We start from the raw sequence: 13400 nt of genomic DNA on the forward strand, positions 1-13400 counted from the left end.
CGCAGTTGAGTTCACGATTTCGCCGCATAGAATTCATCTCTCCGCTGCTCTTCATGCCTACGTTCACATGGCCATGACAGGTTGATCATGGCTGGGGTGCAGCTGGTACGGGGGAAGGGCTGTCGATGTTTCGGCATGCGCGTAGAGGCAAAGGCGTGGGACTTTCAGTCGCACCGCTCGCGATCGGTGCTGGACTGGCTGTGACAGTCGGTCTCCTGCCAGTGGGAGCTCTCCCCATTGCCTGGGACCTTCAGTCGGCCTCCGCGTCCGAGCGCGCCACGAGCGCCCAACCGGCCTCTGCGGAAGCAGAATCCAGTACCGCGGCCACCGAGGACGAAGCACTCGCCCTGGCGAAGCGCCTGGGCAAGAAGGTGGAGGTGCTCTCGCAGCGCGGCGAGAGCAGCGACCTCTACGCCACCCCTGAGGGGCAACTGGAATCCCGCGAGTACATGCGGCCGGTCCGGACCCGGGTAGACGGCGAGTGGCGGCCCATTGACACTTCCCTCGCGGAGATCGGCACGGGCACCGACAAGGGCATGGTCGCGCCGAAGGCGGCTTCGGTCGGGCTGGCGTTCTCCGGTGGAGGCGAGGGACCGCTGGTACGCCTGGAACGCGCCGGGCGGACTTTCCAACTGTCATGGCCGGGCACCGTACCTGCGCCGCGACTGGACGGTGACACAGCCACCTACCCCGAGATCCTGCCGGATGTGGACCTCCGGCTCGCGGCCCGGCCTGAGGGCTTCACCCAACTGCTTGTCGTCAAGTCGGCGGAAGCCGCCCAGGGCGAGGAACTCGCCGAGCTACGCTTCCAGTTGAGTACCGAGGGCTTGGTGGCAAGGGAGACCGCGACCGGCGGCCTCGAAGCGGTTGACGAGGGCGCTGGCGGTGTCGTCTTCGAGGCGCCCAAGCCGGTGATGTGGGACTCCAGCCCCGGGCCGCAGCAGACGCAGGGCCAGGGAACCGATACCGCAGACCTCGCATCGTTCCCGGACGCCTCCTCCGATGCGGCGCGAACAGGGGTCTCCCGGACCGCGGCCACGCAAACGGGAGCCGTGCAGGCTCTGCAAACTGTCCAAGGCGTCGAAGAGGCAGAGGAGCCCGGCGCCGGCGATTCGGGACGCCTGGAGCCCGTGGGCGTCGACATCCCGGCCAGCGGTGACGAACTCGTCCTCACCCCGGACCGCGAGCTGCTCACCGGCCCCGACACGGTCTATCCGGTGTTCATCGACCCTCAGGTGTACACACCACGCGCCACTGCTTGGACCATGGCCTCCCGGTACTGGGACAGCACACCCCAGTGGAAGTTCAACGGCGACCCGGACGCGGGCCTCGGCTACTGCGGCTGGGACTACTGCGCCCCGCAGGACGTGAAGCGGCTGTTCTACCAGATCCCGACCACCAAGTACGCGGGCCGCAGCATCCTCAAGGCCGAGTTCACCGTACGTGAGACGCATGCCGCCTCCTGCCAGGCCCGCGAGGTGCAGCTGTGGCGGACCAAGGGCATCAGCTCGTCCACCACCTGGAACAGCCAGAACGCATCGGGGTTCTGGATCGACCGCCTGGAGACGCGGAGTTTCGCGTACGGGTTCGACGGCTGTTCCTCGGCCGACGCCGAGTTCAATGTGAAGGGCGTCGTGGCCCAGGCGGCGGCCAACAAGTGGCCGACGATCACCTTCGGGATGCGCGCCAGCGACGAAGGCGACCGCTACACCTGGAAGCGGTTCTCGGACGCCGCATACCTGAGGGTGACGTACAACCGTCCGCCGCCGCGGATCAGCACCTCGCAGCTCACCATGGATCCGGGCGGACCATGCCTGACGTCCGCCAATGCGGTGTCCATCCGCTCCCGCGCGACGATCAAGGCCAGCGATGTGACCGACCCCGACAAGGACCGGGTCTCGGTGCAGTTCCGGGCGCGGTGGGACTCGGGCAGCTGGCTCTCGGCACGGAGCACGATCAAGGCCTCCGGCTCGGACTTCTCCAGCACGCTGCCCACCAGTATTCCCACGGACAAGCTGATCGCTTGGGAGGTACGGGCCTGGGACGGCAAGGACGGGGACAACACCAGCGGCCAGTGGTCGGCCTGGAGTTCCCAGGGCGCCCACAACTGTTACTTCAGGTATGACCTGGGGGTGCCCGCCGGTCCTTCCATCGTCTCGGCGCAGTACCCGCGAGCCGACGACAGCGACCCGAACGACCCCTGGTGGGACGGAGTGGGCCGGTACGGCACCTTCACTATTGACGCGCCGAACTCGGATGTCACCAAGTACTGGATCGGCGTCAACGGGTCGCCCAGCAGCAAGTACACGGTGACCACCACGGGCGGTGCCGCCAGGACGATCAAGGTGATGCCCACCAGGCCGGGCCCGAACTTCATCACAGCGAAGGCATTGGACGCGGCCGGAAATGTCTCCACCGAACCGCGGACCTACAATTTCCGGGTCCGCTCCGGTCAGCCCGACCGACTGTCCTGGCAACTGGACGAGGGCGCCGGGGCGAGCCAGCTCGCCGGCGCGGGGGGTGAGTGGCCCGCCACGATCAACGGGGTCAAGACCGGCGCCGAAGGCGTTACCGGAAGCGGCCTTGAACTCGACGGCGTCGACGACTACGCGGCCACCGACTCCCCGGTGCTCAACACCGGCAAGAGCTTCTCGGTGTCGGTGTGGGCGAAGCTGCCCAGCGACCACCCTGCGTCCGGGAACGTCGCCGTCGCCCAGTCGGGTTCCAACACCAGCGGATTCGAGATCTACTACTCCACCTCGCTGGGTGGCTGGGTCTTCCTGCGGCACTCGGTCGACGCCTTGGGCGGCACGGCGGCCCGAGCCGTACAACCTGCCTGTCCGGCCGGGGACACCACCTGCCTGGAGTCCCGGCTCAACACCTGGACACATCTGGTGGGTGTCTTCGACAACGTCAACCACGTGATGAAGCTGTATGTGAACGGCAAGCTCGTCGGCACCGCTCCCTTCACCGCCCCCTGGGACGCGCGGGGCCGTACCTTCCTTGGCGCTGCATCCCACTACGGGACTGTCGAGAACTTCTTCAAGGGCTCCCTCGACGAGTTCCAGCTCTTCGACTACCAGCTCGAAGACGCCCAGGTGACCCGCCTGCACAACCGAAACCCGGTGGATACGGGCCGTCCCGCGAAGCTGGTCTTCCCGCTCGACGAGAAGGCGGACGACATCGCGTTGATAGGGCGAGCCCAGCCGGTCGCCGCTCAACTGCGCGGCGGAACCACCCCCGGAGCCGACGGTGTGAACGGTCGCGCGGTCGAGTTCGACGGGGTCGACGACTACGCGACGGCCGGCCGGCCGGTCATGGATACCCACCAGAGCTTCGCGGTCTCCACCTGGGTCAAGCTGCCCAAGGACAAGGAGAGCCGGGCGATGACGGCTGTCGCCCAGAGCAGCGCCAACATCACTGGCTTCGAGATCTACTACTCCACCTCGCTGGGTGGCTGGGTCTTCCTGCGGCCCTCCGCCGATGCCTCGAACGCCACTCCCGTCCGGGCCGTCCAGACCGCCTGCCCCGCGAACACCAACTGTGCCGCAGCGCGACTCGGGCAGTGGAACCACGTTGTTGGCGTCTACGACATCGACGCCTCCGAGATCCGGCTCTACGTCAATGGCGTATTGGCGGCCACAACCGCCTACACCACGCCATGGCTGGCCACCGGCGAGGTCACTCTGGGAGGTGCCAAGGGCGCCAGTGGGCTGATCAGTCCGCTCAAGGGCGCGATCGACGACGTGCGGCTCTATGACCGGGCCGTCTCCGACGACGAGGTGCGGCAGCTGTTCAGGCAGCGGCCGTTGGTCAAGAGCCGATGGAAGTTCGAGACCGTCTCAAGCGCTGCTACACCAGTCACTCCGGACTCCGGTCCCATGGGTGCAGGACTCGATCTCTACAACGGCGCCAAAATCGGGCCGCCCAGTTGGGTCGACGGCGACCTGATACTGAATGGCGTCAACCAGTACGCCGCTACTGCGGCCGGGACCGTGCCGCTCGACACCGAGGCTAGTTTCACCGTCAGTGCCTTCGCACAGGCGGCTGCCACTCCGACCGGTTCGGTCGCGTTGCTCAGTGCACCGGGCACGAACAAGGACGCTTTCTCCGTGCGGTACATCCCGAGTACTACCCCGGGAGCCGACGGCGGCCGTTGGCGGATCACCACCGCCGAGGCGGACAAGACTGGCGCCGCGTCTGCCGACGTGGAGAACGGGCAGTTCTACGGTCCCAAGGACTGGACGCATCTGGCCTTGGTTTATGACGGCTTCGCCCACGAGATGCGGCTCTACGTCAACGGCAAGCTTGAGGAAGTCGCTTGTAAAGACACCGACGAGGACGGCGAACCCGATGTAGCGGGCTGCACCGACCAGGTCTCGTCGGCCGAGAACGTGCTGACCTTCAAGGCTGTTCAGTCGCTCCAACTCGGCCGTGACCGGGCCGGCAGGTACTGGCCCGGTTCGGTCTCCGACGTCTGGACATTCCAAGGCGCGCTGAACGACACCCAGATCGGACACCTCGCGACCGGGCAGCCCGGCGCCGACACGACCGTCCCCGGCAACGACTGACCGTCACGACTGGCTTCCACGACATCGGCCTCACACCCACACGAGGGATGAAGAACGAGGATGAACGGCAGAACCCGCAAGCGAGTTCGTATGTTGCGCCGCCGCGTCGCACTGGCCTCGGCCGCGGTCATGATCGGCACTCTCCTCCAAGCCGTGACACAGACTGAAGGCGTCGCCGCCGACCGCGGCACTGGACGCCCCGACCTGCCCACGTCCGAGAAGCCGGTTTCCGTCACGCCGGTCGCGATCCCCCGGCGCCCGGCCGCGAAGGGCCCCCGTATCCCTCAGGAAGCCCCGCGAGCCACCTGGCCAAGGGCCGCATCGGCGACCGTTGAGCTCAACGGTCGCTCCTCGTCCGTCGTACGTGCGAAGGGCATGCCCCTGTCCCTGGGCAGGGTGAAGACGAAGGCGAAGCCGGTCGACGGCACCTCGGTCGAGACCCGCTTTTACGACCGCCGGACCTCTCAGCGCGCCGGTTCGGACGGCCCCCTGTTCACCTTGAAGCCCTCGAAGCCGCTGAAGACCAGGGCGGCCGTAAGCACCCGCCTCGACTACTCCTCCTTCGCCGGAGCGTTCGGCGGCGGGTACGCAGCCCGGCTGCGCCTCGTCGAACTGCCCGCGTGCGCGCTGACCACGCCGACCGAGGCCAAGTGCCGTACTGCCAAGCCCGTCAAGACTGCCAACGACACCGAGCGGCAGACCCTCACCGCTGACAGCGTCCCCTTGCGCGCCTCCGGGGCCACCGTCCTGGCAGCCGTCGCCGACGACGCGAGCATGGGCGGCGACTACAAGGCGACCCCGCTCTCCCCGTCCGCCGCGTGGAGCACGAGCCTCAACACCGGTGACTTCTCCTGGCAGTACGACATGGGAGTGCCGGACGTCCCGGGCGGGCTGACGCCGAGCGTGGGTCTGTCGTACTCCTCGGGCTCGATCGACGGCCGGACGGGCAACAGCAACAACCAGGCCTCGTGGGCGGGCGACGGCTTCGACATCTGGCCGGGGTCGATCGAGCGCCGCTACAAGTCGTGTGCGGACGACGGAGTGGAGAACGCGGACGGCGGCAGGCCGGGCGATCTGTGCTGGGCCTATGACAACGCGTTCATCTCGTTCAACGGCAAGGGCGGCGAGCTGGTGCCGAACGGCACCGACAAGTTCAAGCTGAAGAACGACGACGGCACGAAGATCGAGCGGAAATTCGGCTCCACGACGGACGTGCGTGCCAACAAGGCCCGAAACGACGAGTACTGGAAGGTCACCACCCCCGACGGGACGCAGTACCACTTCGGCTACAACCGCCTGCCGGGCTGGGCGGACGGCAAGGAGGCCACCGACTCCACCTGGACCGTCCCGGTCTTCGGCAACAACACCGCCGAACCCTGCCATGCCTCGACGTTCGCCGCCTCCTGGTGCGAGCAGGGCTGGCGATGGAACCTCGACTACGTCGTCGATCCGCACGGCAACGCGATCGCGTACTACTACGACAAGGAGCTGAACTCCTACGGCCGTAACCTCAAGGCGGAGGACGACACCCGTTACACGCGCGGTGGCTTCCTCGACCGGATCGAGTACGGGCTCAAGTCGTCCACCATGTACTCGGCGCAGGCACTGGCCAAGGTCGACTTCACGAGCGGCGAGCGCTGCCTGCCGAACGCGCAGACCACCTGTGCGTCCATTGGCAGTGACGCCTTCTACTGGTACGACACCCCGTGGGACCTGAACTGCGACGAGGGCGCGACCTGCGACAAGGGGCGGCTGTCCCCGGTGTTCTTCACCAGGAAGCTGCTCGCTTCGGTCAAAACCCAGGTCCTGAAGTCCGGTTCCTACGCTGACGTCGACTCCTGGAAACTTGCCCACCGCTGGGGCATGGCCGACATCGACTACCAGCTGGAGCTGGACTCCATCCAGCGCACCGGCCACACCGCCACCCCCGCGGTCACTCTTCCGAAGACCACGTTCTCCTACGTCCAGCTCGACAACCGCCTGGACAGGACCGGCGACGGCTTCGCCCCGTTCACCAAGGATCGGCTGGCCACCGTCTCGGACGAGGCGGGCGGTCAGATCGACGTCGGCTACTCCGCCCCGGCGTGCGACTTCGACGCGCTACCGACTCCGCAGACCAACACCACCCGCTGCTTCCCGCAGTACCTCGGCGGCACCCCCACCGACGACCCCGACCTGCACTGGTTCAACAAGTACGTCACCTCCACCGTCACTCTGACCGACCGCACGGGTGGCTCCCCGGACCGGATCACGTCGTACGACTACCTCGGCGGCGCGGCCTGGCACTACGACGACGATGACGGGCTGACGAAGGAGAAGTCCAAGACCTGGTCGCAGTGGCGCGGCTACGGCCGCGTCCGGGTGATGACCGGAGGCGAGGGCGGGCCGTCGGCGATGCGGACGCAGGCCGACAGCTACTTCCTGCGTGGCATGGACGGAGACCGCCTCGCACCGAGCGGCGGCGCGAAGGAGGTCAGCGTCGGCCTGGGCACGGGCGAGGGCGCCGCGCTCACCGACCACGACTCGGCTGCCGGGTTCCTGTACAAGACGGTCAGCTACTCCGGGCCCGGCGGCAACGTGCTGGCCAAGACCGTCAGCCGGCCATGGCACCACCAGACCGCGAGCAAGGTGCGTGACTGGGGCACGGTCACCGCCAACCTCACCGGCACCGACCAGACCAGGACCTGGACCTCGCTGGACAACGGGGTGGGAGACAGGTGGCGTACGACCACGTCGGACTACAGCTTCGAGACCACGGCCGGCCGGATCACCCAGACCAACGACCTCGGTGACGACTCCACATCGGCCGATGACAAGTGCACCCGCACCACCTACCCGGCGGCCGGGGCGATCCTCTCCCTGCCCTCCCGGGCCGAGTCGGTCGCCAAGGCGTGCGGTGCCACGACCGACCGTGCCAAGGACGTCATCTCCGACGTCCGCACCGCCTACGACGGTCTCGCGTACGACGCGGCGCCCACCAAGGGCGATCCGAGGGCGACCGCCATGCTCAAGTCCCACGACGGCACCACCGCCACGTACACGGAGACCAGCGCCACCTACGACGCGTACGGCCGCAAGCTCACCAGTAACGACCTGAACGGGACCGTCACCGTCAAGGCCGGCGTCCTGGCCCGGGCGGACCGCACCGACGGGCGTACCACCACGACTGCCTACACCCCGACCACTGGCTTCCCCACCTCCGCCAAGGTCACCACGCCACCCGTGAAGACCGGTGACAGCGCCACCGCTCAGACCTTCACCACAACCAATGACCCGCTGCGCGGGGTGCCGCTGACCCAGACCGACACCAACGACAAGGTCACCAACTTCGCGTACGACGCCCTGGGCCGCACGGCCAAGGTGTGGCTCGCCGACCGGGGAACCGGCGACGTGCCCACGTACGAGTACACCTACACCCTCGCAGACAGGCAGCCGATCGCCGTCGGTACCAAGACCCTCGGCAACAACGGCGCCCAGGTCACCTCGTACGTCCTCTACGACGGCTTCCTGCGCCCTCGTCAGACGCAGGACCCCGGGCCGGATGGCGGCGTGCTGCTCTCCGACACCTTCTACGACGAACGGGGCCTGACGGCCAAGGAGTTCCTGCCCTACTACGCGGCGAAGAAGCCGTCCACGACGCTGCTCAAGCCGCAGGACGCACTTGGCGTGGAGCTCCAGAACCGCTACGCCTACGACGGTCTGGGCCGGCCGACCGAGCACCGGCAGATCCTCGGCAACGGCGACGGCGGCACGGTCCTCAACACCACGAGGACGATCTACGGCGGCGACCGGACCACGGTCATCCCCCCGGTCGGCGGCACCGCCACCACGACGCTCACGGACGCCCGCGGCCAGACGACCGAACTACGCCAGCACCACCAGCGCACCGCGGACTCCGCGTACGACACGACGAGGTACGGCTTCTCACAGAGCGGAGACGTGTCCAAGGTCACGGACCCGGCGGGCAACGAGTGGACGTACGAGTACGACCTGCTCGGCCAGCTCAAGCGGGCCAAGGACCCGGACAAGGGTGAACTCAACTACTTCTACGACGACCGCGGCCTGCTCACCTCCACTGCGGACGCCCGCAGCACGCTCGCGTACATCTATGACGGCCTCGGCCGCAAGACCGAGCTGCGGTCCGGGTCCGCGACAGGCCCTCTGCGCGCCAAGTGGACATACGACACGATCAGCGGCGCCAAGGGACACATCGCCGAGTCCACCCGCTACGCCGACGACGGCCAGGCATACACCTCGAAGGTCGTCGCCTACGACCGCCTCTACCGGCCGCTGCGCACCTCCGTCACGATCCCGGACACGGAGGCGAACAAGGGTCTGGCAGGCACCTACCTGTCGACCGCCACTTACAAGGAGTCAGGTCAGATCGGCAGCGTCGGCCTGCCCAAGGCCGGTGCCCTGGCCGCGTCGTCGGTGGCCTACGCTTACGAGGACGAAACGCTGCGGCCGATCATCGTGGACGGCCGGGAGGGCATCAAGTCCTCGGTCAAGTACAGCCTGACCGGTGATCCGCTCCAATACGAACTGTCCAACGCGGGCGGCAAGTTCGCCTGGATCACCAACGAGTACGAGCCCGGTACCCGGCGGCTGGCCCTCAGCCGAGTGAACCGTCAGGACATCGCGGGCGTCGACCAGGCCTCCAGCTTCCGCTATGACGAGATCGGCAATGTCCTCTCCGTCTCGGACACCTCCCGCTCCGGCACGGACACCCAGTGCTTCGACTACGACCACCTGCGCCGCCTGACGGAGGCCTGGACCCAGTCCACCGGCACCTGCGCGAGTGCGCCCGGAGCGTCCGTACTCGGCGGCCCGGCGCCGTACTGGCAGTCGTACACCTACGACAAGATCGGCAACCGGCGCACCGAGGTCGAGCACGACGTCACGGGCGATGCCGCGAAGGACGTCTCCAGCACCTACGACTACCCCGTGCCCGGTGCGAACGTGGTCCGTCCGCACGCGCTGAAGACCGTCACGCGGACCGGCCCTGGTGTCGTCGCGGGCGACAGCTTCACCTACGACGCGACCGGCAACACCGACAAGCGGACACTGGGCAGCGGCACCACACAGGACCTCGACTACGACGCTGAGGGACGGCTGGCGAAGGTCACGGAACCGGTCGAGGGCGGATCACCGAAGATCACCGAGTACGTCTACGACGCCGACGGCAACCGTCTGATCGCCCGCACCCCGACCGAGACCACCGCCTACCTGGGCGCGACCGAGATCTCGGTGGCCAAGGGCACGACAACTCCCAAGGTCACCCGCTACATCGCTCTCGGCGGCGGCCACCAGGCGATCCAGGGCAACGACGGCAAGGTCTCCTTCACGACCGCCGACCACCACGGCACCGCGCTCCTCGCCATCGACGCCACCACCCAGCAGCTCAGCCAGCGCCGCGCCAAGCCCTTCGGCGGCACCCGGGGCCCGGAGCCGGCGTCCTGGCCAGGCACGAAGGGCTTCGTCGGCGGCACGAAGGACGCCTCGACGGGCCTGACCCACCTGGGTGCCCGCGAGTACGACCCGGCCACGGGCCGCTTCCTCTCGGTCGACCCGCTCATGGACCTGACCGACCCGCAGCAGATCAACGGCTACAACTACGGCAACAACAACCCGCTCACCTTCATGGACCCGATGGGCACGGAGCCGCACACCGGCGACCCTTGCCTGTACGACCTCGCCGACTGCTCCCAGGAGATCCAGGACTCCGTCGGCTACGACCCGAAGACGGGGACGGCGGATCCGGCGAAGGCGAAGAGCTCCGAAAACGTGACCGCTTCCTCGGGGGACAGCCCTGCGCGGACGGTCAACATCAGGCAGGAGGACGGCTACGTCCTGATCGAGAACCAGCAGGTTCCGACGGCCCGCGAACTGGAGGCGAGGTTCCCCCAGTACGCAGAGGAGAAACGGGTCAAGGTCTGGGCTCAGGGCATGTGCCGCACGGCGGATGACCAGAAGTCGGCCTTCTGCGGTGCTGCCGAGGCCCTCGGCCTGGTCACCCACGAGCAGAGCAGCTTCGACAAGATGGTCACCGCGGTCGTCGTCTCTCTGGTAGCCCCGGACGTCGATGCCTGGAAGAGCTGCCTGAGCGGCGCCAGTGCCAAGAGTTGCGGTACGGCGGCGCTGGACTTGCCGATGTTGAGAGTGTTCAAGGGCGCCAAAGTCCTGAAGGCATGCAACAGCTTTGTGCCCGGCACCGAAGTGCTGATGGCAGACGGCACCACGAAGCCCATCGAGGACGTCCGGATCGGCGACAAGGTTCTGGCGACGGACCCGAAGACCGGCGAGACCGTGGTCAAGACGGTGACTGCCGAGATCACGGGCAAGGGCTGGAAGCGTCTGGTCAAGGTGACGATCGACGTCGATGGCGACAGGGGCACCAGGACTGCTTCGGTCACGGCGACCGACGGACACCCCTTCTGGGTTGCGGAGCTGGGTGAGTGGATCGATGCCGCGGAACTGCGGGTGGGGGAGCGGCTGCGCACCAGTGCCGGGGTGTACGTGCGGATCGTCGCTGCCAAGCAGTGGAATGTGCTGTCGGCAACCGTTCACAACCTTACCGTCAGTGACCTGCACACGTACTATGTGCTGGCGGGACATACCGCAATCCTCGTACATAACGCGGATGGTTGCCGTGTAGTAGGGGGCGCTCCTGGCAGTCGGCCGTCGAAACCCTTTACGCCGGCAGGTAAAGGAAAAGTCGTTGACGCTAACAATGAGAAGTATGGTGTGCCTACATGTGAGATATGTGGCAAGGAAGTCACTCAGCCGGCGAAGTCCCAACGAGGGGTGACACCTCCCGAGAATGAATGGCAGATAGACCACATCGAGCCTAAGTCGCGCGGAGGATCGGGAGATCCCTCCAACGGGCAGGTATTGTGCCGAGTATGCAACAGAACCAAGTCGGACAATTGACGGGAAGATTGAATGGGCAAGCATTCCGATATGGGTGAAAACCCTATCCAGTCAAAGATTCGCGAGGATATTGCGGCGCAGGGTTGGAGCTGGATTTGGGTGTTCGATCCGGACGGGGGGTCACCACCTTTCGCGTACACTATCGGGTTCAAGGCTACTTTTGGTCATCCAGAGACGGTCGTTACGGGACTCCCCGAGGGGACTTCTGAAGGGGTGCTGGGCTCCGTCCATGCTGAACTTGAAAGCGGGGCGACGTTTAGTGATGGTGACGTCTCGGATGACGTTCTTGAGGCGTTCGCTGTGCGTTTTATGGCAGTGTCAGTAGATTCGTTGTCCGATATTCTCACGCAGGCCGTTGAATTCTACGGCGGTCGGAATTTCGAGGCACTTCAGCTATGTTGGCCGGATAAGGATGGGAATTTTCCGGGCGATGAAGATGCGCCCGCATGGCTGAACGACCGGCAGCGACTGAGGCCGTAACGGATTCTGTTACTGCTTGTTCGCGAGTGCGGTGGGGTCGGATAGTCCGACGACGAGGCGGTTCCGTGAATCCACCTGGTTCTAGATGCGTCAAGCGCAAATCCCCGTCAGGTGAATCCTGGCGGGGATTCACAAGAAAAGCGCAAAAAGGAATGGTAGCTAATGGTCCCGTTGTTGCATTCCTGGCAAAAATCGAGCACGGATGCCTGATCTTGCGAGATGCAGGAAGTGAAGATGACCTGACTGGCTGGGATCCGGAGTCGAGTAGCTGGTTTCGAGACGGCAGTTCTCTCATCTTCGGCGTCCAAGCCAGTGTTGACGGTCCCGTCGAATGCGAAGTGTGGAAGTCGACTCCTCCAGATGCTGCCTGCGAGCCTCTTCGAGGTGTCACTCCCATGCCCGTCTGGTTGGCTCGTATTGCATGACCCGAACAAGTATGCCCGAATGCAATTTGTGGGGATGTGTGAATCTGTGCTCTGCTCGGTATTGGTGGATGATCCGCAATTTCCGTCAAGGGTGCAGATTCTGTTGAGCGAAGGGGATCGATAGGGCATGTCATTCGGGGTGCAAAATATCTCGGTTAACGGAGTGGGATTTAAGAATCGTCGCCGGTTGTCCTTCTTTGGATCGCTGCTTTCCGTCAGTGTGCTGTCGGTGACCGGGTGTTCGTTTCCCGGAGGGAGCGAGGCCCGCTCGGTGCGCCCGGCTTCGTCGAGTCCCGCCGCCTCTCCTGAGTGGCGTGCCCTAACTCAGGCCGAGTTGGAGAATGCCAGGCTGAATGAAGGTGAGATAGCGGGCTACAGGATCACGCACGGGGGTGAGACGTTGGCGGATCTGGAGAAACTGCCGATTGATGCCTCCCCGGCCGAATGCGTGCCCCTGGCGGAGATGATTTTCCGAGCGCGAGGTGAGAGAGCGACCGGATATTCACCGTCCAACGTGACAGAGAAAAGAGATTTCGCGGATACTATGTCAGTGATTTTGAGTAGTTATCCTCCTGGTGAGGCGGAGCGGGCGTTCTCCGGAATGGATAAATCTCTCTCTGAATGTCGGTCCATGGGCTTCCGTTCGCGGTATGGAGATTCTGCTCGTGTAAAAATTTCGACCGGCGCAGTGACGGAGGCGGGCGACGAGGCTGTCCATGTGAGAATGTCGCGTTCGGCGGATGAGATTGACAGTTACGATTCGTATGTTCTCGTGCGCACCGGCCCCGTGATCGCATACTTCCATTCCCACGGCAGTATGGGTAGTTCCCTGTCGGAGCAGCAGAAGAAGCGGTTCATGCCTGTGGTGAAGGAGGATCTCATCTCCCGGCAGGTGGCCAAGGTGGAGGTAGCTCTGCGGACGGGATCGGCTGTCTGACTGCTGAGAGGCTGCCCGTTGGTGCGATTCCGGGTGTTCCTGTGGCGACGGCCCCAG

At 65.6% G+C, this 13400-nt stretch carries 4 protein-coding genes; all 4 read left to right on the top strand.

Annotated elements, in window-relative coordinates; all coding sequences use genetic code 11:
- Window positions 1-221 precede the first annotated feature (221 nt).
- The 4 genes from IEY89_RS17080 to IEY89_RS17095 all read left to right on the top strand — a co-directional run bounded on the left by IEY89_RS17080 (window position 222) and on the right by IEY89_RS17095 (window position 13343).
- Window positions 222-4571: a LamG-like jellyroll fold domain-containing protein gene (locus IEY89_RS17080; RefSeq protein WP_308437444.1), complete on the top strand. Its 4350-nt coding sequence runs from the start codon at window positions 222-224 to the stop codon at window positions 4569-4571.
- A gap of 60 nt (window positions 4572-4631) precedes the next feature.
- The gene (locus IEY89_RS17085) at window positions 4632-11501 is read left to right on the top strand and encodes a polymorphic toxin-type HINT domain-containing protein (protein ID WP_229695268.1); all 6870 of its coding nucleotides are present in this window, start codon (window positions 4632-4634) and stop codon (window positions 11499-11501) included.
- A gap of 12 nt (window positions 11502-11513) precedes the next feature.
- Window positions 11514-11981: a DUF4262 domain-containing protein gene (locus IEY89_RS17090; RefSeq protein ID WP_189148268.1), complete on the top strand. Its 468-nt coding sequence runs from the start codon at window positions 11514-11516 to the stop codon at window positions 11979-11981.
- Between the two features lie 552 nt (window positions 11982-12533).
- On the top strand, window positions 12534-13343 hold the full coding sequence (locus IEY89_RS17095) for a hypothetical protein (RefSeq protein WP_189148269.1): 810 nt from the start codon (window positions 12534-12536) through the stop codon (window positions 13341-13343).
- Window positions 13344-13400: the final 57 nt, after the last annotated feature.

It is taken from the genome of Streptomyces lacrimifluminis (assembly GCF_014646095.1).
Taxonomy (GTDB): domain Bacteria; phylum Actinomycetota; class Actinomycetes; order Streptomycetales; family Streptomycetaceae; genus Streptomyces; species Streptomyces lacrimifluminis.